This is a genomic window from Runella aurantiaca (genome assembly GCF_003339505.1).
Lineage (GTDB): Bacteria > Bacteroidota > Bacteroidia > Cytophagales > Spirosomataceae > Runella > Runella aurantiaca.
The window spans coordinates 16,781-42,302 of sequence record NZ_QPIW01000036.1; the positions used below are offsets into that span (position 1 = coordinate 16,781).

The window sequence follows — 25,522 nt, forward strand, 5'->3', positions numbered from 1 at the left end:
AATGAGGAATAAAAGCAGGCTTAGATTTTTCATCGTTTCTTAAAATTTGAAATTGTAGGTTATGTAGGGTACATATTGAAAGAGTGTCACGCGGCTTACTTCCGTCACCTCCGGATTGTCAATGCTTTGGCCAAAATTATAAGCGTAAGGGTTGGAGCGACCGTAGGCGTTGTACATTCCCAATGAAAGACTTGATTCACGATTTGCCTTTTTGTTGAGATTAACCGTTGCTCCTACATCAAGGCGATGATAATCAGGCATTCGGTAGCCGTTTCGTTCCGAATACAGAAACGCAACTCCCCCGTCAATTCGGTACTTGGCCGTCGGAAATGTCACGGCATTGCCCGTGTTATAGACCCAAGTGCCCGAAAGCGTCCATTTCTTTGACAATTGATAAGTGCCAACGATCGATACATCGTGCGTACGGTCCTGTTTGGCCGAGTACCATGCCCCGTTGTTGATGCCTTCAATCTGTCGTTCACTTCGTGAGAGGGTATATCCAATCCAACCCGTCAGTTTGCCCGATTTCTTTTTGACCAAAAACTCTGCTCCATACGCACGGCCTTTGCCGAAAAGCAACTGTGATTCAATGTTGTCAGATAGGATAAAATCAGCTCCGTCTTTGTAATCCACCTGATTTTGCAGGGATTTATAATAAATTTCCGAACTGAATTCATAGATATTGTCCTCCGAGTTTTTGAAAACTCCGACCGAAACCTGATCGGCCAATTCGGGTTTAATGTTGTTGGTATTCATCAGCCAGCGGTCCGTCGGAGAGGCGGCATTGGAGCTGCTGAGCAGGTGTAAATGTTGGGTATTTCGGCTATAGGCAGCTTTAAACGAAAAGGTCGGACTTACTGAATAACCGGCTGAAATCCGGGGTTCAAGATTAAAATAGTTCTTTACTATTTCGTTGCGGTCGTATTTGAGCGTATTGACGATGTTTCCTGCCGCATCAAATTCATAAAAATCACTGCCTCCCATGACCGTAAAGGCACTTAAACGAAGACCATATTCGACGTTAAATTTTTCCGTTGGGCTCCACCTGTTTGATGCATACAGGGCTGATTCAAATGCCGTTTTGTTGGGTTCGTCGGTTGTGTTTACGCTTGAATTTTCTCCCATTGATTCACGTGTTCGGGGAGTAAGCGTATGATGAATCACGTTGGCACCGAAGCGAATGGAATTTTGCGGATTGGGAAAGTAGCTAAACTCCTGTTTCAGATTAATATCCTTGATATCAGACGTCAAAGTAAACTGACTGCTTCCGTTCGCAACACCGACTTCGTAATTGTATTTACTGTAAATGAGCGATGTATTACTGAAAAGTTTTTCAGAATACAGGTGGTTCCAGCGCAGAGTACCCGTGGCATTGCCCCAATCAAGGCTAAATAAATCATTGATCCCAAACTTATCCCGTCCAAAATACCCCGATACATACAAACGGTCTTTGTCCGAAAATGTGTAGTTGAGTTTGGCGTTAAGATCGTAAAAATAAAGGGTGTTTTTGTTTATGTTTTTGTTATTTGATAATTTAAGGAACGCGTCAGCATACGTTCGTCGCCCCGTCACCAAAAATGAACTTTTTCCTTTTTGAATCGGACCTTCTGCCGACAAATGGCTGGCTATCAATCCAATGCCTCCTCCGATTTTGTAGTCTTGGTTATTGCCATCGTTCATTTTGATATCTAATACCGACGACAGTCGCCCGCCGTATTGTGCGGGGCTATTGCCTTTATAAATACTCAGGTCCTTGATAGCATCGGCATTGAACGTACTGAAAAAACCCAGTAAGTGTGAGGCGTTATAAACAGGGGCTTCATCCAGCAAAATCAGATTTTGATCCACATTTCCCCCTCGCACGTTGAACCCGCTGCTTCCTTCTCCTGCCGATTTGATGCCGGGCAATAGTTGTATGATCTTCAGCGGGTCTCGTTCTCCCATCAATACGGGAAGCTGATTCACTTCTTTGATATTGAGCTTTTCAAATCCCATGATGGGATTGCTCACATTTTCGTTGGCTTCCGAAGCTTTTACCACTACTTCATTGAGCAGAGCTGCTTCTTCCAAGAGCCGGAAATCAATTTTTTGGTTTGATGTCAAAACAACTTTTACTTCTTGGATTTCATACCCCATCATTCCCGCTGAAAGCGTGTACGAACCCTGAGGTATTGTCAGCGAATAAAACCCGTACTCATTGCACGACATGCCTACATTGGTCAATTCCCTGATTCGAACGGTTGCTCCGATCATCAACTCTCCCGTTTTGGCATCTTTTACGGTACCGCTGATGGTGAACCTACTTTGTGCAGAAACAATGGAAGAAGTGAATAATTGTAAGAGGATTAGAAAAGAGATCCAGTACATAATAGTTTGCATTTTTTCAGCAAAACTATGTTCCCAGACTAACCGCCTCCCGTAATTGCTGTATGAAGCAGGCAAAAAAGCTACTAAAGCGGGCACTGAAAAGTGTATTTCCCAGAAATAGCTTAACAAAGGCTTTTTTGAGTAATCGAATCGATGAAAGTGGTAGTATATAGCTGATGTTTCAATGATCAGCGCCTATCTCGCTTATCAAAAAATTCATTAGAATACGGCATAGCAGACGGTATTTATAAAAGGATTTAAACCTTAGTATAAATCAATACATTTAAGCCCATTTACAAAGAATGATCTGAGGTCACCCCTCGTTTATTCGAACTCGACAACTTCTACTCCCATCCGCTGTGATAGATTATGCCGTTGTCAACTGCCAAAAACTCAACCGTCATTCTTAATAAATTAAGCTAGATTTTATCAGTTACAGTCATAATCTGAAAATTCTATAAATGATTCAGGTAAACATGTAATCAAGACAGAGCATACAGTGTTGTATATTTGCAGTATAAAATACAAAACCGCAAATGACTCTCTTCAAGCGTATTTTATGTTTTTACATGGCATTTCAAGTACTGCTAGCCAGTACTGGATTTGCAATGTATGAGCATTGGTGCCTGATGAGAGGCTCCAAAACGGTCTCTCTCGTTCATAAACAAACCTGCTCGATTCGGCACAATGAAATCTTAAAGCCATATTCTAAAGAGTGCACCAACTCGATTCAACGCAGTAAATGTTGTGCCGAAAAGGTGTCACTTCAAAAGATACAGACTCCTTCTGCACATGGTCATTCAGTGGATTTGGTGGGTCAATATGTGGGGGCTATTTTGGCTTCATTACCCCTTTATTTTTCACCAAGGACTTGGTTCAGTCCAGCTATTTCGTTTCGTCTTCCGCATTATTACAGTGCGGCGCCTCCGCTTCACGGGCGTAGTATGCTCGTTTTTATCCAGTCTTTTCTGATTTGATTAGGTAATAGCTCCGTAGCTAAGGGCAACCCTCTTCGTTGCCTGTTGGTGTTTTCTTCTTTCCACCAATATCACCTGATTCACAATGTTATCACTATTCTTATCACCTAGTTGGGATGAAACTGTACATTAAAAACATGGTGTGCAGTCGCTGTAAAACAGTGGTCCGCCAAGAACTTGAAGCCCTCGGGCACGAAGTCCTCACGGTTGAGTTAGGGGAAGTTACCCTCAAAAAACCTGCAACAGAGGCGCAACTCGAAAGCATCACCGAACGTTTGCTTAAGCACGATTTTGAGTTGCTGAGCAATAAAAAACAGCAACTTATCGAACTGGTCAAAACGGCCATTGTCGAATTAGTGCATCAGCAAAACGATGGGCTGCGTCGACAAAAACACTCCGACTACCTCGCCGAAAAAGTCAACCGCGATTACCGCTACCTCAGCACGCTTTTCACAGAAGTTGAGGGTATAACAATTGAACAGTTTATCATCAACCAAAAAACCGAACGCGTTAAGGAGTTGCTGGTCTACGATGAGCTGTCGCTTTCCCAAATTGCAGACCTGCTCAATTACAGCAGTTTGGCGTATTTGTCAACCCAGTTTAAGTCCGTGACAGGCATGACACCCAGTCAATTTAAACAGTTACGGGATAATCAGCGAAAGTCGCTGGATAATTTATAGTGTAGCATTCCTCACACGGATAAATCACAATTAAGATGAAAAGAGGCACATTTTTGAAAACACTTGGTTTCGGAACGGTCAGCACACTGGCTGGGGGAGCCATATTATCCAGTTGCATGAACCACGACATGGAAACCATGACCCCTGCCGTAGCTCCCGATGTATTGGAGGGGAGTTTTTCAACACCGTTATCATTTCCTGAAACTTCTCTGACGGGTACCGCCTTAAATGCTGGCAGCCAAAACATCACTACTATTACGGGAAAAAATACACAGGCATGGGGATATAAAAACGGCATTCTGGGGCCTACTTTCCGTATCCAAAGTGGAAGCACTGTTTCGATTCCGTTTACCAATGGATTGACCGAAGAAACCAATATTCACTGGCACGGCCTATTGGTTCCAGCGGCCATGGATGGTCACCCTGACCAAATGGTAATGCCTGGAAAAACGTTTAATTATTCCTTTAAAATTGACCAACGGGCTGGCCTATCGTGGTACCACCCGCACCCGCACGAAAAAACGGGGAAGCAGGTTTTTATGGGTTTGGCGGGTTTATTTATTATTGAATCTGCCGAGGAAAAAGCCCTCAATCTACCCGCAGGTGCATACGAACTGCCGCTGGTGATTCAAGATAAGCGCTTAAATACGAGCGGGGGAATTGATTACAGCCCTACCATGGATGAGGTAATGATTGGCTACATGGGCGAAACGATTATCGTCAACGGAGTTCATTCGCCTTTTCACAATGTGGCCACTCGTACGTACCGTTTGCGCGTTCTGAACGGTTCCAACGGACGTATTTATAACTTGGCCTTGAGCAACGGAAATGCCTTTACGGTCATTGGCTCTGATGGCGGGTTACTCCCTGCCCCTGAAACCGTCACAGACCTTTTGTTAGCACCTGGGGAGCGGGTTGATTTATTGGTCGATTTCAGCAAATCAGCCCTCAACAGCGAGGTATATCTACAAAGCAGCGTTTTTTCGGGGGTAAATTCTCAGGGTCGTCAAGCCTTCAAAATTGTAAAATTTGTCGTCAATAAAGCAGAAACGGATAGTTTCAAACTACCGACTTCACTCCCAGAGATTGCTCCGATTTCTTCATCTGCAACCACCAAAATCCGAACCTTTGATATTGGGGTAGGCATGGGCACATCGGGCGGCCATGGTGGTTCAATGGCGATGAAAGGAATGCACACCATCAACGGAAAAGTATACAGCGGTGAGCGAATTGATGAATCTGTACCCCTCAATAGCACCGAAATTTGGGAATTTAACAACAGCGCCGGCGACGAGCCGCACCCTATGCACCTGCACGGTACATTCTTTCAGGTAGTCAGTCGCACGGGTGGACGTAGTCGTTTGATTGCTTCCGAAAAAGGTTTGAAAGATACTGTGTTAGTCATGCCAGGCGAGAAAGTCCGCATCATCATCAAGTTTACGAATGCTGGAAAATTTGCCTTTCACTGTCATAATCTCGAACACGAGGACGACGGGATGATGCTCAATTTTGAAGTAAAATAGCAGAATCATGGTAGAGAAACTCATCCAGTTTGCGGTTCACAACAAATTTGTTGTGCTCACCCTGTCGTTCTTTTTGTTTGGCTGGGGTATCTATTCTGTCCAGACCAACCCCATTGACGCCATACCAGATCTTTCTGAAAATCAGGTAATAGTCTTTACCGAATGGATGGGGCGTAGTCCGCAGCTGATTGAAGACCAGATTACGTATCCGTTGGTTTCCAACCTTCAGGGCATTCCCAAAATCAAGAATGTACGCGGTACGTCGATGTTTGGAATGAGCTTTGTCTATGTCATTTTTGAAGACAACGTTGACGTCTATTGGGCCCGAACGCGGGTAATGGAGCGACTTAACTACGCCCAACGATTGCTGCCTCAGGGCGTTACTCCCTCATTAGGCCCTGACGGAACGGGCGTTGGGCATATCTTCTGGTATCACCTCGAAGCGCCGGGGATGGATTTGGGTGAACAGCGGGCGTTGCAGGATTGGTATGTCAAATTTGCACTGCAAACGGTCAAAGGTGTTAGTGAAGTGGCATCATTCGGTGGTTTTGGCAAGCAATACCAGATTAATATTGACCCCTACAAACTGAATTATTTCAACGTACCGCTCATGGATGTACTCAACGCAGTGCGGAAAAACAACAATGACGTGGGTGGTCGAAAATTTGAAATGTCAGACATGGCCTACATCGTTCGGGGATTAGGGTACATCAAAAATACCAAGGATATTGAAGACATCCCCATCGGTAATTACGGTTCTGTTCCCGTTCGAATCAGAGATGTAGCATCGGTACAAATGGGTGGAGAATTGCGTTTGGGTATTTTCGACGTCGACGGAGAAGGCGAAGTGGTGGGCGGTATCGTAGTGATGCGTTACGGTGAAAATGCCGATGCGGTCATCAAAGACGTAAAGCTTAAAATGAAAGAGGTCGAAAAAGGCCTGCCGCCCAATGTCAAGTTCAAGGTCTCATATGACCGAAGTGAACTTATCGAAGCAGCCGTTGCATCCGTGAAAGGCACATTAATTGAAGAAATGATTACCGTGTCGATTGTGGTCCTCATTTTTCTGCTCCACTGGCGCAGTGCTATCATCATTCTGATTCAGTTGCCGATTTCGGTCGCTATCGGTTTTATTCTGCTCAACGCTTTCGGGATTTCATCAAACATCATGTCGCTAACGGGGATTGCGCTGGCCATTGGGGTAGTAGTAGACGACGGCATCGTGATGGTGGAAAACGCCTACCGCCACCTTTCAGAAGCCCAATTGAAAAAAGAAAAAAATGAGTCGCTATGAGTTGGTTTAAAAACATATTTCGTCTCAAAAAGGACCCACTTACCCCCACTGAACGAGCGGAGATTATCGAAAAATCGTCAAAACAAGTGGGTCCAGGGGTGTTCTTTTCGACTGTCGTAACGATTGCGTCATTCCTGCCCGTTTTTTTGCTGACGGGCATGGAAGGAAAGTTGTTTTCGCCTTTGGCTTGGACCAAAACGTTTATCTTGCTCGTTGATGCGTTTTTGGCTATCACCCTCACTCCAGTATTGATTGTGTTGCTGCTAAGGGGGAAACTAAAACCCGAAAGTGCAAATCCTATCAACCGTTTTTTGGAAAAAATCTATACGCCCATTCTCAAATGGTGTCTGAAGTACCGAAAAACAACAATTGGTATTAATCTGTTGGCGTTGGCCGTAAGCGTGCCGATGATGCTCAACGTCGGAACCGAATTCATGCCGCCGCTCGATGAGGGTTCGCTGCTCTTCATGCCCGTCACACTGCCAGACGTTTCCAATTCGGAAGTAAAACGTTTGTTACAAATTCAGGATAAATTAATAAAAACCGTTCCCGAAGTAAGCCATGTGATGGGAAAAGCCGGTAGGGCCAATACCGCTACCGACAATTCACCCATCAGCATGTTGGAAACGATTGTGCTTCTCAAACCCAAAAATGAATGGCGAGAAGGTAAAACCAAAGACGACATTATCAACGAGCTGAATGCCAAACTCCAAATTCCAGGTGTAACCAACGGCTGGACGCAGCCCATCATCAACCGCATCAATATGCTTTCTACGGGCATTCGTACCGATGTTGGCTTGAAAGTCTACGGCCAAAGTCTGGACTCCATCAACGGGGTTTCGCAGATGCTCAAAAAACAACTGGAAGGAATAGAAGGAGTCAAAGATTTGTATGTAGAGCCAATTACAGGCGGAAAATACATCGACGTAGTGGTAAAGAAGGAGGAAATTGGCCGCTTCGGCCTGAGTGTAGATGACGTAAACATGATTGTAGAAAGTGCATTGGGGGGTATGATTCTCACCACCACTGTTGAAGGGCGACAGCGGTTTACGGTCAATGCCCGTTTTGCACAGGATTTCAGAAACAACATTCAGGCCCTCAAACGAATGCAGGTACAGACGGCAGGTTATGGCCCGATTCCACTGGAATCCGTAGCCGAAGTAAAGATTTCAGAAGGCCCTCCCATGATTAATTCTGAAAATGCCATGCTGAGGGGCACCGTCCTGTTTAACGTCCGCGACCGGGATTTAGGAAGCACCGTTGAAGAAGCAATGAAGAAATTGGAGGCTTCGGTCCAAAAACTACCCAAGGGTTATTTTATTGAATGGAGCGGGCAATGGGAGAATCAGCTTAGGGCCAATCGTACGCTCAAAATCATCCTGCCGATTGTACTCGTGATTATATTTTTCGTGCTCTATTTTACCTATAACTCTATGAAAGAGGCGCTTATCACGATGATTACTGTGCCATTTGCCCTCATCGGTGGGGTGTTCATGGTGTATTTTTATGGCGTAAACCTTTCCGTAGCGGTGGCGGTCGGCTTTATTGCGCTCTTCGGAATGGCCATCGAAACCGCGATGCTGATGACCATTTATCTAAACGAAGCCATGCAGCATTTGGTGTCCGAAAAAGGAAACTCCAAAGAAACGATTACCAATGCTGACCTGCGGGAGTACGTGATTCGGGGTGCTGCGCAACGCCTCCGTCCTAAATTGATGACCGTCTCGGTGTCGCTTTTTGGGTTGATTCCCATTTTGTGGGCCACGGGTGTAGGTTCGGATGTGATGCTGCCGATTACGATTCCGCTGATTGGCGGGACTATTTCGTCCACTATTTACGTGCTGCTGGTGACGCCGGTCATCTTTGAAATGACCAAAGAATGGGAACTCAAACGCAATGGAAAAATTGAAATTTACGATGTCAAAGAATAAGATGTGGTGGGGTTTGTTGATTGTTTGGTCAACAACCACTCAGGCGCAATCGGTGCTATCGTTGGAAACAATATTACAACACATTGAGGTTTCTCACCCCAATTTACAGCAACTCGATGCCAAAGTAAAAGAACTGGATGCTTACGCTGAAGGCGCCCGAAACTGGGAAGCCCCCAAGTTTGGGGCGGGCTTTTTCATGACGCCCTATAATTATATGATGTGGAGTCGAAAGGGCGCACTTTACCACGAAGGAATGAGTCAGGGGATGGGTTCTTTTATGGTGCAGGGCGAGCAGATGATTCCTAACCGTAAGATGCTCGACGCCGAAGAACGCTACATGAAATCCATGTCAGGCATGGAAACGGCCCAAAAAGGCATGGTGCGTAATATGCTCTTTGCCGAAGCCAAAACGGCCTATTACAAATGGCAGGTGCTTGAAAAGAAAAAAAAAGTGTTGAGCGAGAGCCAATCCTTGCTCAGTTACATGATTCAATCGGCCGAGATTCGCTACAAATTCAATCAAGAAAAATTGAGCAGTATTTACAAAGCCCAAGCCGCCCTGAGCGATTTGAACCGCATGAAACTGATGCTCGACGGAGATATTCGTCAGCAAAAAGTAATGCTCAATACACTGATGCTTAAAGAGAGAACCTTTGATTTTTACATTGATACGCTCACGACGACCTCATCGTTCACCAATGGTTTGATGGCGCTGGATACTGGTATAATTGGCAATCGAAGTGATTTACGGATGATTGAACAAAGCCTGTTGATCTCCCGCAACAAAAAGGAAATAGAACTGCAAAAGCTCAAACCTATGTACGGCGTTCAGTACGGACACATGTTTGCGTTTGGCAATCAATGGCAATTTACCCTGATGGGCATGGTGACGATTCCGTTTGCAAAATGGTCAAGCCGACAGATTAAAGCCAACCTTAAAGGACTTGATTATCAACGTCAAACGTACGTAAAACAACGCGAAGGACTGGCCAATCAAATTTTAGGAAACTTGGCAGACCGTTGGGTAATGATGGAGACCTTTCAGGCACAAATCGACCAATACGAAAAGGAACAGATTCCCGTTTTGCGCAAGCGCTATCAAAGCACACTACTAGCGTATGAACAAAATACCGACGAGTTGTTTATGGTGTTGGATGCCTGGATGGAGCTTAAAATGGCGCGAATGAACCAGCTGGATTTAGTGCAACAATTACTGCAAACCCACGTAGAATATGAAAAAGAACTGGAAAAAAGGTAAGCTATTCCATTGGCTTATCGTGGCGCTGCTCAGTGGGCTAACGGGTTGTGATTTTGTCGGCCAATACTTCAAAAAAGAAGTCACCCAGCCCCAAGATACCTATGCATGCCCCATGAAATGCGAAGGCAATAAAACCTACGACGCCCCTAGCTCTTGTCCCGTCTGTGGCATGGATTTGGTCAAAGTGACTTCTCATTCATCGCACGCCGATACGGCCGTGGTAATGATGGGCCAACGACGAAAAACGGGCAAAAAGTACTATTGCACCATGAAATGCGAAGGCGAAAAAACCTACGATACCCCTGGACAATGCCCAGTGTGCGGGATGGATTTGGTGGAAAAAAAAGAGACCGTCACTGACGAACAACTCTCCGCCGACGATAGTTTGGCAATACTGGTCAAACCTACTTACGAATACGTATTAAGTGGTGTCAAGACCGTTCAGCCCCAACGTCGCTCGCAACAGTTGGTGGTTAATGCCTTTGGTTTTTTATCCTATGATGCTCAGGCACTGAGCAGTATTGCCACACGATTTGGCGGTAGAATTGAGCGTTTGTACATCCGTTACCCTTTTCAAACGATACGCAAAGGCCAAAAAATCATGGACATTTACAGCCCTGACATCGTTACAGCGCAACAAAACTTAATTTTTCTACTCCAAAATGACGCCGAAAATCAAACGCTTATTGATAATGCTCGTCAGCGCCTGCTCCTTTTGGGATTAACTTCCGACCAACTCAAATCAGTAGAGCAAAGTAAAAAACCAATCATGCAACTCAGCATTTATAGTCCCTACAGCGGCATCATCGTTGAAGGCAGCGCAGGGAAGATACCCATGCCTTCTGCTGGAAGCAATCGAATGAATGAAGGCATGGGGGGAAACAAGTCTGCCGCCCAGATTGCACCGCCACCCATAACTACAAATGGCGAATTGGCATTAAAAGAAGGAATGTACGTACAAAAAGGACAGCGTTTGTTTGAGGTTCAAAATACTCATTCGGTATGGGCAATGCTAGAGTTCTATCCGACGGATGTTCCCAAGGTTAAGGTGGGACAATCGGTAATGCTTGAACTTGAGGGGGGGGCGGAGAATCAATTTTTCGGTAAAATCAATTACCTCGAACCCCTGATTACGACCAACAACCGAAATCCAAGGGCGCGGGTGTATGTGCCCAATCCAAGTGGTAATCTAAAAATTGGTTCATTGGTCAAAGCATCAATCAATGCGGGAACTCAAAACGGGCTATGGGTCCCTTCTTCTGCGCTTCTCGATATGGGTCGCGAAAAAATGGCATTTGTGCGTAAAGCAGGCGTTTTTCGTTCACGAACCGTCCAAACAGGATTGCAGGAAGGAAACTGGGTGGAGGTGTTGTCGGGCCTTACGAGCGAGGAAACCATCGCAGAAAATGCCCAATTCCTGATGGACAGCGAAAGTTTTGTCAAATCAAATGAACTATCAAGAAGATGAAAAGAAGGGCATTTATACATACAGTCAGTTGGGCAAGTCTCACGGTAGTATGGGAAGCTTGCATGTCCAAAAACGGCGAGCAGGTGCCAGATAACGTATTTTACACCTGTTCTATGGACCCACAGGTGATGGAAAAAAAGCCTGGTACCTGCCCCATCTGCAAAATGGCATTGACCAAAATTGTAGTAGACCCAAATATGAAAAATGCGGGGCTGAAATTGAGCGACCAACAAAAGCAATTGGCCAATATTCAAATCGAAACGGTTGCCCTGCGCCCCTTGGGGGAAGAGATTACGCTAGCCGCCATCCTGACCGAAAACAAAGATAAACTCGCTACTGTGACGGCACGGGTGGCAGGGCGTATTGAGCGCTTATTGGTGCGGAATGTCGGTGAATTTGTGCGCGTTGGACAACCCATTTATGAGGTATATAGTGAAGAACTGTCGGCGGCGCAACAGGATTACCTTATAGCCGTTCAAAAACAAAAAGTACTGAAAGATGCTGATGTCAATTTCAGGCAATTGACCGAAGCCGCCAAAAACAAACTGTTGCTTTGGGGGATGAATGAGGGGCAGATTGCAGAACTGGAAAAGGAAGGACTTCCTCAGAAAAAGTTGACGGTTTTCAGCCGCTACGCGGGAGCCGTCACGGAGGTGCTGGCCGACGAAGGAACCTACATAAGTGAAGGTACAACCGTATTAAAGCTCGCCGATTTGAGCACCCTTTGGGCAGAGGGACAATTGTATATGACGGAGTTGTCTATTCTGAACCAAACCCAAGAGGCTTTAGTGGAGATGCCCTATTTCCCAGGCCGTATTCTCAAAGGAAAAGTCAATTTCGTCAATCCAGAAGTGCAGACTTCTAGCAAAATCCTGACCATTCGGGTGGATATCGCCAATGGAAAAAAAGAATATCAACCAGGAATGCAGGCCTACGTTACGCTGAAAGGAACCGTAAAAAATATGATTGCGGTACCGACAAACGCGCTTATTCAGGACACAAACGGCGTGACGGTGTGGCTAGAAAATGCCGAAGGTGCATTTGAAAGCCGCATGGTAAGCGTAGGCATGACCAATAAAGATTATACAGAAATCACCGACGGCCTAAAAGCAGGTGAAAAAGTGGTGATTTCCGGGGCCTATCTGCTCAACAGCGAATACATTTTCAAAAAAGGCAGCAACCCAATGGAAGGACATAAAATGTAGTATCAAAGATATTGAAAATCAGGAAGAATGAACCGTTTAAAGGCGATCAAAAAACATAATTGATGTCATTGGGCTACCCTTGTTCTAGCTGTGCCCTTTAAGAGTACTTTTTTAATCAAAAACCAATTTTAACTCAATTTTTCTAAAAATGACAAACTCCCAAATTTTCCGAATTGGGGTTTTTATCACCCTGCTGTCTTTCGTTTCAATGTCAGTTTTTGCGCAGGTAAATTACAAACAGTCTTTTAATCTCCATAAAGACGGCAAAATCATTGACAACAAAGGCAAGGTAATCGGCTATGTACACGATAGTTTCAAAGGCAGTGCCTGTTCGATTCATTGCTTTCAAAACAGCATGGCTAAAAATGCTGACGGTAGCCGCTTAAAACACCAACAAAAATAGGGTAAGTTGTTTCAACTCACCCCCTAATTTAACAACTCAAAATTCAATGAAGAAACCACTCATTTTCGCCTTTATGGCAACAGGCCTTTCGGCAAATGCCCAATTGAACTTCCCTGCCCCAAGCCCCGAAGCCCACTTTACACAGCAAGTTGGTTTTGCTCGTATTACGGTTAAATATGAGCGCCCTTTGGCGCGTGGACGCAAAATCATGGGAGGCTTAGTGCCCTATGACGGCGAACTCTGGCGAACAGGCGCAGGCGATTGCTCCACCATTAAATTTAGTGAAGACATTACAATTGGTGGTCAAAAAGTACCCGCAGGAAACTATTCACTTTTCTCAATTCCAAATGCGAATGAATGGACGATTGTGCTAAATCGTGATACGACCTTGCACGGTACGGGTGGATATGATCAAACAAAAGATTTAGTCCGATTCAAAGCAAAACCTGAAATGGTGGGTCGTTATTATGAAGCTTTTACGATTGAAATTCAGGATATTATTAAAAACAACGCCAACCTGTATTTGGCTTGGGAAAATACCTCAATAAAAATCCCCATCCAGACTACTGCTGATGAAAAAATCATGGCAGAAATCAAGAAAAAAATCATTGACGATAAAGGAAGTCGTCCCATGCTATTGTTTCAAGCTGCTAATTATTACTACGAAAACGATAAAGATATCCAGCAAGCACTTATATGGATTCAGCAAGCAACGGCGCAGGAAGCCAAAGCTAATTTTTTGATAACCCAAGCTCGTATCCAGATGAAAGCGGGTAAACACAGCGAAGCGATAGCATCCGCAAAAAAATCAGCAGAGGTTGCTCGTGCCGACAAAAACGAAGCCGCTGCTAAAATCGCGGAGGCGTTTATCGCGGATATGGGTAACAGCGGCAGTAAAATGGAACATAAACACTAATTCGACATTACCCAAGCAACTTTCAACCAAATCATCCAAAATATTTAAGCAATAGGCTATAAAGTAATTAAACATAAAACTTTAGTAAAATGACAACTTTCATTTTGCAATCCAAAATTACTTGCCCTAAGTGTGGCCATCAAAAAACAGAAACCATGCCTACGGATACTTGTCAATTCTTTTATGATTGTGAGCATTGCAAAACCGTACTGAAGCCCAAAAATGGTGATTGTTGCGTGTATTGTAGTTATGGTGATGTGCCTTGTCCATCGATTCAACAAAACCAGAGTTGTTGCTGATGAAATCTTTTATTTAGTAGTAAAAGTCAACTTGAGAAACTTAGTTTATTAATTCTCTTATTTTCAATTATTCATCTTTTAAAACCAATTCAAACCAATGAAAAAAACAATCATTTTCGCCTTTGCACTTTTGGTTTCAGCAGTATCGTTTGCCCAACACGAGGGACACAACATGACTAAAATGGGCATTGAACCCGTTTTGACCGCATACTTTAAAGTCAAAAATGCACTGGTCGCGTCTGATGCCAAAGCCACGGCGGCTGAAGCCAAGGTATTGTCAGCAGCCGTAAAAAAAGCGGGTAAAATGATCGGTGCCGATGCCGTCAAAGCCGCCGATGCCATGGCAAAAAGCTCGGATATTGATACCCAACGCGCCCAACTTGGCACCTTGACAAAGGCAGTATATGCCGCCGCTAAAACCATGAAGCCCGGAGGTACGGTGTATTATGATTTCTGTCCGATGGCCAATAATAACACAGGCGGCTATTGGTTGAGCGAAAAGAAAGAAATCGCCAATCCCTATTTTGGAGATGCCATGCTTAAATGCGGAAAAGTGAAAGAAACACTTTAATGAAAAAAAGTGATTTCCACCGTAAGATTCGCAAGAGCCACCGCTATTTAGGGGTGGCTCTTGGAATCCAATTTTTGTTTTGGACCATCAGCGGGCTGTATTTCAGTTGGTCCAACATGGATGATGTCCACGGCGACCCTCAAAAACGCGCCGTCCCGTTGTTTAAGGTCAATCAAGCGTGGGTCTCTCCCTCCATTATTATTGATTCCTTACGGGCCCATGCGCCCGTTGACTCCATTATTGGTTTAGAAAGCATTGAGTTATTTGGAAAGCCATTTTATCAAATTCACTATACTGTATCAAAAGTGCACCTTCATTCGGGCAGCCACGTTTGCCTAGCCAATGCCGAAACTGGTAAACTTCGCCCCGCGCTTAGTCAGGCTGAGGCGGTAGTGCTTGCTCAAAATCGGTTTGTCGGCGACCCCAAGGTGGAAAAAGTAGAATTTTTGACCCAAACAAATGGGCACCATGAATACCGTAACCTTCCTTTGCCCGCCTATGCCGTTACTTTTGGAAAACCCGTAAGTACTACGGTTTATATCGCTGCGGAGCTGGGCACTGTCCAGAAATACCGTAATACCAAATGGCGGATTTTTGATTTTTTGTGGATGTTGCACCTGATGGATTATGAAAGCCGGGATAATTTATCCAATGGATTGTTACGCGCCTTTTCTCTCTTCGGGTTACTGACAGTTGCCTCGGGGTTTACCTTATTTTGGGTGAGTCGAAAAACCACAGTTCAAAAAAAGAACCAGAAAATGAGTTGATTATCTACGTTTGATAAATACTATTTATGAACCACAAACATAATCATTCGACCAACGGCGGGAACCAACCACCTGCTGGCCACGCAGCTCACTCCGCTGAGCATCTGGGGGAACATTCTGGACATGGTAAAAACCCAAAACACGGTGAAGCGGGGCATGACCATTCTGGCATGATTGACGATTTCAAGAAGAGATTCTACGTAAGTTTATTTCTTACGGTTCCAATCTTGGTGTTGTCAGACATGATTCAGCACTGGTCAGGTTTTCAATTAGAATTTGAGGGGAGAAAATACCTTCTTTTAGCCCTTTCAACCGCACTTTTTTGGTACGGAGGAAAACCTTTTTTGGAGGGTTGTTGGGAGGAACTAAAAAATCGCTTACCGGGAATGATGACCCTCATCACAATGGCGATTATTGTCGCGTTCGTATATAGTGCAGCTACCGTTTTTGGATTTCCAGGGATGGATTTCTTTTGGGAACTGGCCACCCTTATTGTCATCATGCTATTGGGGCATTGGCTCGAAATGCGTTCCGTTTCGGGGGCTTCAAAAGCGTTGGAGCTACTCGTAAAGATGATACCCGCCGAAGCGCACATGTATCACGGGGCTATGTTGCACGATATGCCCGTAGAAGAACTCAAACCCAACGACCGAATTCTGGTTCGTCCAGGCGAAAAAATACCCGTAGACGGCATCATTGTGAAAGGTGAAAGCTACCTAAACGAATCTATGCTCACGGGAGAATCGACCCCCGTACTAAAAAAGTCAGGGGAAAAAGTAATTGCAGGAGCCATTAATGGGAATGGTTCACTCGACATAAGCGTAGAGCAAACAGGAGAAGGAACGTACCTTGCGAAGGTAATTCAAATGGTAAAAGAAGCCCAAAACACAAAATCTTCTACCCAACGATTAGCCGACCGTGCCGCTTTTTGGCTTACCATCGTGGCATTGGTGATGGGCATCGGCACCCTGACTGCCTGGGTGGTATTGGGTCAAACGTGGGCTTATGCTATTGAAAGGATGGTCACGGTGATGGTGATTTCTTGTCCGCACGCATTAGGATTAGCTATCCCGTTGGTCGTGGCTATTTCTACCACCCTTGCCGCCAAAAATGGATTGTTGATTCGTAATCGTACGGCGTTTGAAAACGCCCGAAAAATAACAACATTGATTTTTGATAAAACAGGAACACTTACCACGGGTATTTTTGGCGTAACCCGCATGGGCAGTTTTTTACCTTCAGTTTCTGAAAACGAACTATTGGGATTGGCGGCGGCCTTAGAACAAAACTCAGAGCACCCGATTGCGACGGGAATAATCAATGAAGCTAAGAAACTAAACCTCGACATTCCAACCGTAGACGGCTTTGAAGCCATTACTGGAAAAGGCGTTTCAGGAAAAGTAAGAGAAAAAAAGGTGTTGATCGTCAGCCCTGGTTATTTGCGGGAAAACCAACTTTTGATTCCCAATAAAGCCATTGGCGACGCCTCCGAAACCATTGTTTTTATTTTGATTGATAGTCAATTAGGAGGATTCATTGCATTGGCCGATCAATTGCGGGAATCATCAGCCGAAGCCATTAAAATAGTTAATGACCAAGGAATAAAAACCTTCATGCTTACGGGAGATAACAAAACAGTAGCCAAAACGGTGAGTGAAAAATTGGGCATGACTGGTTTTATGGCGGAAGTACTGCCTCATCAAAAATTAGATAAAATCAAAGAGCAACAACAAAAAGGGGAGTTCGTGGCCATGACAGGTGACGGCGTCAATGATGCTCCCGCTCTTGCGCAAGCAGATATTGGGATTGCTATAGGTTCGGGGACAGATGTGGCCGCCGAAACTGCCGATATTATCCTCGTCAACAGCGACCCCAAAGATGTGGCTTCTTTGATTCAGTTTGGACGAGCCACCTACCAAAAAATGATTCAGAACTTAGTTTGGGCAACGGCTTATAATGTCATTACGCTGCCACTTGCTACTGGTTTCATCCCTGGCATCGTTATTTCGCCCGCCATTGGTGCAGTCTTTATGAGCCTCAGCACCATTATTGTGGCTATTAATGCGCAAATGCTTCGAATTCGATAGCGTTTTAAAGAAAATATACACCACATTTTATAAATATGGTTATAACCTCCAGCAAGGGTAAAAAATGGCTCTTGATATTAGGCCGCTCAATAGAAAAAATCAGGGGAGCCTATCATTTGTTTCGTCACATGATGTTGACGAGAGGATTATTCTGGATTTATGGGGTTTTGGGGGTCAGACTCTTAAACAAGCAGGAAACGGACGATTTTTTATCTCCTTTTCAATTGATTGAGCACCCCGAAAACCTACTTCACATGCCAGAAGTAGTTGATGTAATAGATACAAAAAAACGTTACTTTTTACCCACTTTGGCTAAAACCGACCGTATCATGGTCTGGAAGTTTGCCGCCCAGAATGGTAAAATTACTTTACTTCCTTATGGCGCAGTCCACCTAAGCAATAAAGTAGTTTGTACCGATACCAATAATACTGACTTTTATCGTAACACATTGCATCGAAAAAAACGAATCCATCTTGACGCTGAGGTACTGATTGTACCGTGGAGCCACTATATCGACGGATTTGTATGGGGAGGATATTATGATTTTTTACTGCTGGTGGTTGGAAAACTTTGTCGAATGAAAGAGGTATTACCACCATCAACCTTCGACAAGGCAATCATCTCCTACCCCCTTTTTAATACTTCTTATGAGCGCGAGTATTTTGAATTGTTAGAAATTGATTTGCACCGCGTAAAAGACAGTAGAAGCTATCGAATTACGCCTAAAGAATGTATTCTTGGAAACAATGGGCATTGGTTTTATCCAAATGCGGCAGACATACACGCCCTTCGTAAATACATTCTGCCTAAGTTTGTCGACCCAAGTGGAATACACAAAGAAGCGCGGATTTATATAAGTCGTAGCGGTCGTCGTCGAATTAAGAACGAAAATGAATTGATTACCCTCTTAAAGAAGTATGATTTTCAGATTATTGAAGACCGACCACGGACGGTTTTCGAGCAAATAGCTCTTTACCGAAATGCCACTTTTATCATTGGGCCTCACGGCGCTTCATTTTCCAACATCATATGGTGTCGATCTGGCACACATCTTTTTGAATTATTTTCCAAAACCTACACCCCAGATTATTTTCGATATTTGGCAGAATTGTTGGGGCTTAAATACACTGCATATTATTATGATCAGGATGTTCCTCTCAAGTATTGGGCCGACGGATTAGAAGATGATTTTACGGTGAATATTGAGGAAATCAAACAAATTCTGATGAGAGTGTTGACACAACTTTAGTGCTTATAACTGTATGTTATAAAGTGAAAGTGGCAAGAAGCCGCTGGAAATAAAGAGAGATTTTAGGCAGCCAAAATGCTCTGACAAATCTAAAGGCCGCAGCGATCAAACTTAGATTTGAGAACATTGTCTTTTTCAATCAATGCCGATTATCATAAAGTTTAATTAACTTCTCTAAGTGGGGTAGTTCTGCGGAATTGGAGATAATTCGTCATTTGGCGGATTGGGTTGGCAAAGAAGGTCTAGATAAGGGGAAATTTAACAGAGCCACCAGATCAAAAACAGTTTCCAGGCTTTCAATCCGTAAAATCATATTCCCCTCTCAGATTGATGTGATGCCAGGAATGGGTCGACGATTGCAGGATGGTGCGCAACAACTCCTGCAGTTCACTTTCGGTCGAGCATTGCCGTAAACGCTCCGATAGATACAGCAGGTTGTAGTAGTTAATTGCATTCATTTGGACGGCCAAGAAATAAATCCAACTACCTGTGGCTCAAAGTTACTACGACTGCCGTAAGCAGAGTGAACGTTCTGCTATCATCAATCTACTGACAGACAATGATTTACTATCCTGTAAGATAACCCTTGATGCCTTGTACCTGACCCCCGGCCTAATGACACCTCTGTTGCGTAGCCGTATTGTTAGAACGCAGCTCAGACCCACCGAATTTGTCGAGCTTGATTCAGCCCAATTCAAGCATGGCCGCCATCAGACACGTCAAAATCAGTATAACTCACTGCAGGGCTTGTCACTTGACAAGCCCTGGCACAAGGCGGGCTTATGCACCCTGATTGAGGTAAAGCGAACGCGCTGCGACGCCCTAATGTATAAGACGCGAAGTTACTATGTCTGCAATGCCCCTGTGAGTTGTCAAAGTCAGGCCAACAACCTTTATGAGGCCATTAGAGGGCATTGGGGCGTAGAGGAGATGCACTGCAAGCGAGATGTTATTTTGAGCGAGGATGCGTTTCGGTCCCTCAAGACAAGTGTGCAGAAGGTCATGGCTACCGTGAGTCCTATGGCAGTGTGCCTACTAAGCGGCCAAAACAAGAGTATGAGCGCTCTTATTGATCTGTTTCTTGATAAAATAAAGGAGTTGTTTCAATTTTGAAAATCAAAAAAGTTTTATGAGAAAGCCCTGCATCCAACTATTTTTTGCCAATTTTTAATTGTAATTGTTTAGGTACACTTTTAACTTAAAAATTACAATTTAAATGCCCAAATTTAATTAGAAAAGTACAATTTCCCGTCAAAGCAAATCTTAAAACCCAAAAAGCAGTATTTTTCAGTAAATTGCTCAAGTACAAAAGAACCAACTACTTGATTATTAATCTTTAAATGGCCTGTGGGGTGCCAAAACAATTACTTTTAACCTAAGCATATTATGGCTAAATATAACTTAAAAAAGCCCAGCAAGTGGAAGTTGACCCTTCTACTCTTATGATTTGGGTGCTGCGTGATCACCTTGATTTGACAGGTACTAAATAATGAACAACCTTTTGGGGATAAAACAACCTTAAACATGGAAAATGCAAAAACAACTTATAACAGGCGTTCTTTCCTGAAAGCCTCAGCCCTTTCGGGCGGAGGAATGCTGATTAGTATTGGGTGGTTATCAGGCTTTACACCTGCCGAATCGCCAGACCTAACTGGTCTTCCTCTTGATTGGAATGAACTGAATGGTTTTGTGAAAATTACGGCCGATAACGTCATCAAAATCATGTCGCCTAATCCCGAAGGGGGACAAAATGTAAAAACCTCCATGCCCATGGTTGTGGCGGAGGAATTGGACGCAGACTGGAAAAAGGTAGTTGTGGAACAAGCAGACTTAGATACTAAGCATTTTACCCGGCAGTTTATAGGTGGTAGTCAGGCGATTCACCAAGGCTGGCAGACTTTACGGATGGCAGGGGCCACCGCCAAACAGATGCTTCGAGAAGCAGCCGCCAACCAATGGCAAGTACCCGTGGCAGAGATTAGTACAGAATTGGGGGTTTTATATCACAAGAAAAGCGGAAAATCAGCAAAATACGGCGAAATGGCCACTGCCGCCGCTCAGATTCCAGTACCCAAAGACGTAAAATTGAAGGATGTAAAAGATTTTAGGATTGTTGGCCATTCTCAAAAAAATGTAGAAGGCCCAAAAATCATCACAGGAAAACCCTTATTTGGCATTGATACCAAAAAAGAAGGTATGCTCATTGCGATGATTACACATCCACCAGCCTTTGGATTGAAATTTAAGTCTATCCAAAACGAGGCCGTTGTCAGGAAAATGAAAGGGATTAAAGACATTTTTCCCGTTAAAATATTTCAAGACGATTACGAAAGGCAGTTTTTCGATACCACTACTTTTTTGGAAGTGGTGGCCATCGTGGGTAATTCTACATGGGAGGTGATGCAAGCCAAAAAAGCCCTAAAAATCGAATGGGAGCCTTTTGCCGATTACTCCGAAAAAAAGAATATGATGGGAAGAAAGCTAACGGCCAAAGTTCCCGCAGGATTGGAAAGTACGACAGACCATACGGCCAAAATGGCGGAAAGAATGGGCAAGCCCGCCACGGTCCGTCGCAAAGACGGCGACCCTGAAACTGCCTTCAAAAACGCGGCAAAAGTACTGGAACGCACCTTTACTGGCCCTTTTTTGGCCCATAATTGCATGGAACCCATGAATTTCTTTGCGCATGTAACCGATGAAAAAGCCGAATTGGCGGGTCCAATCCAAAAACCAGAAAATACAGAACAGGCTTTATCTGCTCGTTTGGGGATGCCCTTAGAGAAAATTGACATTAAGATGACTCGCCTTGGGGGCGGTTTTGGGCGACGTTCGTATGCGCATTGGTTAATAGAAGCCGCCCTGATTTCTCAAAAAGTGAAAGCCCCCGTAAAGCTGCTGTACACCCGAGAAGATGATATGACTTCGGGTATTTATCGCTCTGCCTATTCGGCCACTTATCGTGCGGCCTTGGATGCCAACAATAATTTAATCGGTTTCCATGTAAAAGCGGGCGGAGTGCCAGAGTCGCCTTTATATGCCAATCGTTTTCCTGCGGGGGCCGTTGACCATTATTTGGCCGAAGATTGGAGCGTCGAAACCAACCTTACCGTTGGCTCTTTTAGGGCTCCTCGCTCAAATTTTATGGCGGCTGCCGAGCAGTCTTTTTTAGATGAAGTAGCCGAAGCGGCAGGCAAAGACCCGATAACATTCAGATTGGAATTGCTTAAACGAGCCAAAGAAAATCTAGTAGGTAAAAATAACGAATACGAACCCGAACGCTACGCAGGGGTTTTGGAGTTGGTTCGGGAAAAATCAGGGTATGAACAGGCAAAGCACACCAAACATTTAGGTGTTTCAGCTTATTTCTGCCATGATTCATACGCCGCTCATGTATTTGATTTGGAAATGAAAGAAGGAATGCCCGTTGTTAAAAAAGTGTATTGTGCCATAGACTGTGGTATCGTTATCAACCCAGATGCGGCCAAAAACATGGCCGAAGGGGCAATAGTGGATGGCATAGGTACGGCCTTGTTTGGCAATATGACGTTTACGAAAGGAGTACCCGATAAAAGCAATTTTGACGGCTACCGCATGATACGCATGAACGAAGCGCCCAAAGAAATTGACGTACATTTTGTGCAAAACACCATAGACCCGTCAGGAATGGGCGAACCAGCCTATCCTCCAGTTTTCGGGGCGTTGGCCAATGCCCTTTACAAAGCTACTGGTAAGCGATTTTATAACCAGCCATTCACACCTGCTTTACTTGAATAGTATGACAAAGGGTGATTGAATGCCTCAAATTGAGTCCCCAAAAAATGGGGATTCGATTTGGATTCTAGCCTGAGGCATTCATTTAAACCTTAGATTATTGATGAGAATCACAGCCCGATTCAATGAGATGACTTTGAACGTCAGTTAAGATTTCTATACTCGTTCGGGGTATATCCTACGCGCTGTTTAAACAACCTTGTAAAGTGTTGTGGATATTTAAAGCCCAGCTCAAATGCAATTTCATTTACCGTTTTATCATTCCCAAACACCTTATTTTTTGCCTCTTCTATCACTTTATCTTGTATAAATTCTTTAGCAGATTGTCCGGTTTCTTTTTTGAATAAATCTCCAAAATAATTGGCCGACAAATGAAGTTCATCTGCAAAATAAGCCACCGAAGGCAAGCCAAGAGTTTGTGGTTTTTCGGACAAAAAATAATTGTTTAAGAGCTCTTCAAATTTTTCTAAAATGCCCTTGTGAACCACATCTCTAGTAATAAACTGGCGGTCGTAAAATCGCTGACAGTAATCCAAAAACAATTCTATATTACTGGCTATGAGCTTTTTACTGTGTTTATCAACGGGCTGTTTCAATTCAAATTCTATTTTAGAAAAAATATCAAGAATCATTGTTCTCTCATCATCAGATAGATGAAGGGCTTCATGGGTTTGATAGTTAAAGAACTTATAGTTTTGAATGGTTTTTCCCAAAGGTGTACCAATCAAAAAATCAGGATGAAACAATAATCCAAATCCTATAGGTTGATACTTAACTTTGGGGTTTTCCATACTTATAAACTGACCAGGGGCATAAAAAACCAGTGTACCGGCCTGATAATCATAGTAATGGCGACCATACCGCAAATCTCCACACACCACATCTTTCAAAATAATACTGTACAATCCATAATTAAATTTTATGGAATCCACATCTCCCCATTCTCGCGGATTCGCCTTTGAGTAATCAATTACGGTTACCAGCGGGTGCAGCGTTTTGTGATTATTGGCGGCATTGAACGCGCTGATGCTGTCTATGTTTACTATCTTTTCCATTTCCTTTTCTTTTGAAATCCATTCAAAATTAAGATATAAAAAATACCATACTTCGCATAAATACCGTAATCAGTAAAAATGGTAGAAAAAGCAGTAATTTATATACTATCAAAGCAAGAAAGTTCATAGAGATTTGTATCTCAAAAAACAAAACCATTTTTAAAATGAAAACAAATATCAAATTTTTAGCATTACTCTTTTTTTGTTCTATCTCGGCTTTTGCTCAATCAACAAAAGAAGAACAAGAACTTATCCAACTCTCTAAAGACAAATGGCAATGGATGGCGGATAAAAACGTGGATAAATTAAAAAATTTATTTGATGCCAAAGCCAAGTTTGTTCACATGAGCGGTACATGGAAAACGGATGAAGAACTGGAAATCATTAAAACCGGCAGCATTTGGTACAAAGAGGCCAAAGTGCATGATACAGCGGTAGAAGTTTCGGGAAATACAGCCATTGTCTGGAACAGAATTACGCTGGTAGCTATGGTTAGAGGAAATGAGGCCATCACTGAATTTACCGTCACAGAAGTCTATCAAAAACAAGGTGAAAGCTGGAAAATGTTGGCCCTGACATTTAGCAGTGTACGCGATACGCATCAGATTAAGAAGTAAATTCTTTACGAATCAGTAAAAAGAGGTAATATCCTCATGAAAAACAACTTAGTTTTCTTCTTGTTTTTTACAACCGCTATTTGCCTCTTTACAGGTAGTTCGTCGGCACAAGCGCTGGTTACTGACAAAAAAGTACTGATTGTGTATTTGTTCCGCACCAACAATACCAAAGCAATTGCCGAAATCATCCACAAAGAAGTAGGTGGAACATTGGTAGCTTTGAAGTTGACAAACCCTTATCCCGAAAACTATACGGAAACGGTGCCGCAGGTAGTCAAAGAAAATGAAAAAGGGTATTTGCCACCGCTCAAAACAAAGATTGACAGCATAGCCCAATACAACGTAGTGTTTGTTAGGTTTCCTACTTGGTGGATGAAATTGCCACCGCCCATAAAAAGTTTATTACATCTGTATGATTTAAAAAAAGTGGTTGCAGAAAATAAAGATACTATAACCCTTTTTTACGGCAGAAAAAAGCAGCAACAAATTCGTTATTTTTCTGTTTGATTTTTGTAAGTATTCGATTGAAAAGTGTTGTTTTTTACGGAATTTTCGGTATAATTTTGATAAATTTTTTTATAACATATTCCTGCTCATGGCAAAGTATAATCTTAAAATCAATGGCAAAGCCCGCCAAGTGGATGTAGATCCAAGTACGCCAGTGCTTTGGGTACTACGCGATAGTCTCAACATGGTAGGTACTAAGTTTGGCTGCGGCATGGCTCAATGCGGCGCCTGCACTGTTCATTTAGACGGAAATGCCGTTCGTTCGTGCGTGTTGCCCGTTTCGGCGATTGGCAAACAGGAAATTACCACCATCGAAGGCCTTTCTGCCAACGGCGACCACCCCGTACAAAAAGCATGGCTCGAACACGACGTGGCTCAATGCGGCTATTGTCAATCGGGGCAAATTATGAGTGCAGCGGCGTTGCTCAAAAGTAATCCCAAACCAACCGATGACGATATTGATGCCGCCATGAGTGGGAATATCTGTCGTTGTGGAACGTATTTGAGAATCAAAGAAGCGATAAAAACGGCCTCTAAAGTATAAATTGTGTAGCGGTAGCACTAAAAAAAAGCAAA

22 protein-coding genes are annotated in these 25,522 nt (G+C 43.7%); 19 read left to right on the top strand and 3 right to left on the bottom strand.

Going from position 1 to position 25,522, the window contains the following annotated elements:
- Window positions 1-39 precede the first annotated feature (39 nt).
- Complete coding sequence (locus DVG78_RS26980; protein WP_114464111.1) at window positions 40-2,367, bottom strand: TonB-dependent receptor; 2,328 nt, start codon at window positions 2,365-2,367, stop codon at window positions 40-42.
- A 536-nt stretch (window positions 2,368-2,903) separates the two neighbouring features.
- Here DVG78_RS26980 and DVG78_RS26985 point away from each other — a divergent pair.
- The 15 genes from DVG78_RS26985 (at window position 2,904) to DVG78_RS27055 (ending at window position 18,996) form a co-directional block, all read left to right on the top strand.
- The gene (locus tag DVG78_RS26985; protein WP_114464112.1) at window positions 2,904-3,344 is read left to right on the top strand and encodes an HYC_CC_PP family protein; all 441 of its coding nucleotides are present in this window, start codon (window positions 2,904-2,906) and stop codon (window positions 3,342-3,344) included.
- Between the two features lie 116 nt (window positions 3,345-3,460).
- The gene (locus tag DVG78_RS26990) at window positions 3,461-4,024 is read left to right on the top strand and encodes a helix-turn-helix domain-containing protein (protein ID WP_114464113.1); all 564 of its coding nucleotides are present in this window, start codon (window positions 3,461-3,463) and stop codon (window positions 4,022-4,024) included.
- Between the two features lie 35 nt (window positions 4,025-4,059).
- A complete protein-coding gene (locus DVG78_RS26995) occupies window positions 4,060-5,547 on the top strand; it encodes a multicopper oxidase family protein (protein ID WP_114464114.1) in 1,488 nt (495 codons plus the stop codon).
- 7 nt (window positions 5,548-5,554) lie between these two features.
- Complete coding sequence (locus DVG78_RS30515) at window positions 5,555-6,841, top strand: efflux RND transporter permease subunit (protein ID WP_114464115.1); 1,287 nt, start codon at window positions 5,555-5,557, stop codon at window positions 6,839-6,841.
- A complete protein-coding gene (locus DVG78_RS30520; protein WP_114464116.1) occupies window positions 6,838-8,772 on the top strand; it encodes an efflux RND transporter permease subunit in 1,935 nt (644 codons plus the stop codon). The genes DVG78_RS30515 and DVG78_RS30520 overlap by 4 nt, the downstream gene beginning before the upstream one ends.
- Window positions 8,759-10,030: a TolC family protein gene (locus DVG78_RS27010; protein WP_114464151.1), complete on the top strand. Its 1,272-nt coding sequence runs from the start codon at window positions 8,759-8,761 to the stop codon at window positions 10,028-10,030. The genes DVG78_RS30520 and DVG78_RS27010 overlap by 14 nt, the downstream gene beginning before the upstream one ends.
- Window positions 10,005-11,498, top strand: a complete 1,494-nt coding sequence (locus DVG78_RS27015) for a heavy metal-binding domain-containing protein (protein ID WP_114464117.1) — start codon at window positions 10,005-10,007, stop codon at window positions 11,496-11,498. Before DVG78_RS27010 ends, DVG78_RS27015 begins: the two co-directional genes overlap by 26 nt.
- Window positions 11,495-12,703 (top strand): efflux RND transporter periplasmic adaptor subunit, encoded by a 1,209-nt coding sequence (locus DVG78_RS27020; protein WP_114464118.1) that lies wholly within the window; start codon window positions 11,495-11,497, stop codon window positions 12,701-12,703. Before DVG78_RS27015 ends, DVG78_RS27020 begins: the two co-directional genes overlap by 4 nt.
- A 148-nt stretch (window positions 12,704-12,851) precedes the next feature.
- Complete coding sequence (locus DVG78_RS27025; RefSeq protein ID WP_114464119.1) at window positions 12,852-13,106, top strand: hypothetical protein; 255 nt, start codon at window positions 12,852-12,854, stop codon at window positions 13,104-13,106.
- A 46-nt stretch (window positions 13,107-13,152) separates the two neighbouring features.
- Window positions 13,153-14,022: a DUF2911 domain-containing protein gene (locus DVG78_RS27030; RefSeq protein WP_114464120.1), complete on the top strand. Its 870-nt coding sequence runs from the start codon at window positions 13,153-13,155 to the stop codon at window positions 14,020-14,022.
- Between the two features lie 89 nt (window positions 14,023-14,111).
- Window positions 14,112-14,321 (top strand): GDCCVxC domain-containing (seleno)protein, encoded by a 210-nt coding sequence (locus tag DVG78_RS30430; RefSeq protein ID WP_114464121.1) that lies wholly within the window; start codon window positions 14,112-14,114, stop codon window positions 14,319-14,321.
- Between the two features lie 97 nt (window positions 14,322-14,418).
- Window positions 14,419-14,892 (top strand): DUF3347 domain-containing protein, encoded by a 474-nt coding sequence (locus tag DVG78_RS27040; protein WP_114464122.1) that lies wholly within the window; start codon window positions 14,419-14,421, stop codon window positions 14,890-14,892.
- A complete protein-coding gene (locus DVG78_RS27045; protein ID WP_114464152.1) occupies window positions 14,892-15,659 on the top strand; it encodes a hypothetical protein in 768 nt (255 codons plus the stop codon). Before DVG78_RS27040 ends, DVG78_RS27045 begins: the two co-directional genes overlap by 1 nt.
- Before the next feature lie 26 nt (window positions 15,660-15,685).
- The gene (locus DVG78_RS27050) at window positions 15,686-17,746 is read left to right on the top strand and encodes a copper-translocating P-type ATPase (protein WP_114464123.1); all 2,061 of its coding nucleotides are present in this window, start codon (window positions 15,686-15,688) and stop codon (window positions 17,744-17,746) included.
- Window positions 17,747-17,781: 35 nt separating this feature from the next.
- Window positions 17,782-18,996 carry a glycosyltransferase family 61 protein gene (locus DVG78_RS27055; RefSeq protein WP_229598330.1) on the top strand — a complete coding sequence of 405 codons (1,215 nt, stop codon included), beginning with the start codon at window positions 17,782-17,784 and terminating at the stop codon, window positions 18,994-18,996.
- 296 nt (window positions 18,997-19,292) lie between these two features.
- Here DVG78_RS27055 and DVG78_RS27060 read toward each other — a convergent pair whose 3' ends face one another.
- Window positions 19,293-19,454: a Tn3 family transposase gene (locus tag DVG78_RS27060; protein WP_114464124.1), complete on the bottom strand. Its 162-nt coding sequence runs from the start codon at window positions 19,452-19,454 to the stop codon at window positions 19,293-19,295.
- Between the two features lie 1,066 nt (window positions 19,455-20,520).
- On the opposite strand from DVG78_RS27060, the gene DVG78_RS27075 reads away from it, so the two are divergent.
- Window positions 20,521-22,770 (top strand): xanthine dehydrogenase family protein molybdopterin-binding subunit, encoded by a 2,250-nt coding sequence (locus DVG78_RS27075; protein ID WP_114464126.1) that lies wholly within the window; start codon window positions 20,521-20,523, stop codon window positions 22,768-22,770.
- A 140-nt stretch (window positions 22,771-22,910) separates the two neighbouring features.
- Here DVG78_RS27075 and DVG78_RS27080 read toward each other — a convergent pair whose 3' ends face one another.
- Window positions 22,911-23,822: a helix-turn-helix domain-containing protein gene (locus DVG78_RS27080; RefSeq protein WP_114464127.1), complete on the bottom strand. Its 912-nt coding sequence runs from the start codon at window positions 23,820-23,822 to the stop codon at window positions 22,911-22,913.
- Between the two features lie 164 nt (window positions 23,823-23,986).
- Between DVG78_RS27080 and DVG78_RS27085 the strand changes: the two genes are divergently transcribed.
- The 3 genes from DVG78_RS27085 (at window position 23,987) to DVG78_RS27095 (ending at window position 25,490) form a co-directional block, all read left to right on the top strand.
- Window positions 23,987-24,439 (top strand): nuclear transport factor 2 family protein, encoded by a 453-nt coding sequence (locus DVG78_RS27085; RefSeq protein WP_114464128.1) that lies wholly within the window; start codon window positions 23,987-23,989, stop codon window positions 24,437-24,439.
- 36 nt (window positions 24,440-24,475) lie between these two features.
- The gene (locus DVG78_RS27090; protein WP_114464129.1) at window positions 24,476-24,946 is read left to right on the top strand and encodes a flavodoxin; all 471 of its coding nucleotides are present in this window, start codon (window positions 24,476-24,478) and stop codon (window positions 24,944-24,946) included.
- A gap of 88 nt (window positions 24,947-25,034) precedes the next feature.
- Entirely contained in the window at window positions 25,035-25,490 is a 456-nt protein-coding gene (locus DVG78_RS27095; protein ID WP_114464130.1) for a (2Fe-2S)-binding protein, read from the top strand.
- Window positions 25,491-25,522: the final 32 nt, after the last annotated feature.

What these genes read in the sequence shown, in the direction of transcription:
- DVG78_RS27020 (WP_114464118.1), top strand. Translation starts at nt 11,495, where the DNA reads ATGAAAAGAAGGGCATTTATACATACAGTCAGTTGGGCAAGTCTCACG.
- DVG78_RS27090 (WP_114464129.1), top strand. Translation starts at nt 24,476, where the DNA reads ATGAAAAACAACTTAGTTTTCTTCTTGTTTTTTACAACCGCTATTTGC.
- DVG78_RS26995 (WP_114464114.1), top strand. Translation starts at nt 4,060, where the DNA reads ATGAAAAGAGGCACATTTTTGAAAACACTTGGTTTCGGAACGGTCAGC.
- DVG78_RS27055 (WP_229598330.1), top strand. Translation starts at nt 17,782, where the DNA reads ATGGTTATAACCTCCAGCAAGGGTAAAAAATGGCTCTTGATATTAGGC.
- DVG78_RS27040 (WP_114464122.1), top strand. Translation starts at nt 14,419, where the DNA reads ATGAAAAAAACAATCATTTTCGCCTTTGCACTTTTGGTTTCAGCAGTA.
- DVG78_RS27095 (WP_114464130.1), top strand. Translation starts at nt 25,035, where the DNA reads ATGGCAAAGTATAATCTTAAAATCAATGGCAAAGCCCGCCAAGTGGAT.
- DVG78_RS30520 (WP_114464116.1), top strand. Translation starts at nt 6,838, where the DNA reads ATGAGTTGGTTTAAAAACATATTTCGTCTCAAAAAGGACCCACTTACC.
- DVG78_RS27010 (WP_114464151.1), top strand. Translation starts at nt 8,759, where the DNA reads ATGTCAAAGAATAAGATGTGGTGGGGTTTGTTGATTGTTTGGTCAACA.
- DVG78_RS26980 (WP_114464111.1), bottom strand. Translation starts at nt 2,367, where the DNA reads ATGTACTGGATCTCTTTTCTAATCCTCTTACAATTATTCACTTCTTCC.
- DVG78_RS27075 (WP_114464126.1), top strand. Translation starts at nt 20,521, where the DNA reads ATGGAAAATGCAAAAACAACTTATAACAGGCGTTCTTTCCTGAAAGCC.
- DVG78_RS26985 (WP_114464112.1), top strand. Translation starts at nt 2,904, where the DNA reads ATGACTCTCTTCAAGCGTATTTTATGTTTTTACATGGCATTTCAAGTA.
- DVG78_RS27080 (WP_114464127.1), bottom strand. Translation starts at nt 23,822, where the DNA reads ATGGAAAAGATAGTAAACATAGACAGCATCAGCGCGTTCAATGCCGCC.
- DVG78_RS27015 (WP_114464117.1), top strand. Translation starts at nt 10,005, where the DNA reads ATGAAAAAGAACTGGAAAAAAGGTAAGCTATTCCATTGGCTTATCGTG.
- DVG78_RS27085 (WP_114464128.1), top strand. Translation starts at nt 23,987, where the DNA reads ATGAAAACAAATATCAAATTTTTAGCATTACTCTTTTTTTGTTCTATC.
- DVG78_RS30515 (WP_114464115.1), top strand. Translation starts at nt 5,555, where the DNA reads ATGGTAGAGAAACTCATCCAGTTTGCGGTTCACAACAAATTTGTTGTG.
- DVG78_RS30430 (WP_114464121.1), top strand. Translation starts at nt 14,112, where the DNA reads ATGACAACTTTCATTTTGCAATCCAAAATTACTTGCCCTAAGTGTGGC.
- DVG78_RS26990 (WP_114464113.1), top strand. Translation starts at nt 3,461, where the DNA reads ATGAAACTGTACATTAAAAACATGGTGTGCAGTCGCTGTAAAACAGTG.
- DVG78_RS27030 (WP_114464120.1), top strand. Translation starts at nt 13,153, where the DNA reads ATGAAGAAACCACTCATTTTCGCCTTTATGGCAACAGGCCTTTCGGCA.
- DVG78_RS27025 (WP_114464119.1), top strand. Translation starts at nt 12,852, where the DNA reads ATGACAAACTCCCAAATTTTCCGAATTGGGGTTTTTATCACCCTGCTG.
- DVG78_RS27060 (WP_114464124.1), bottom strand. Translation starts at nt 19,454, where the DNA reads ATGAATGCAATTAACTACTACAACCTGCTGTATCTATCGGAGCGTTTA.
- DVG78_RS27050 (WP_114464123.1), top strand. Translation starts at nt 15,686, where the DNA reads ATGAACCACAAACATAATCATTCGACCAACGGCGGGAACCAACCACCT.
- DVG78_RS27045 (WP_114464152.1), top strand. Translation starts at nt 14,892, where the DNA reads ATGAAAAAAAGTGATTTCCACCGTAAGATTCGCAAGAGCCACCGCTAT.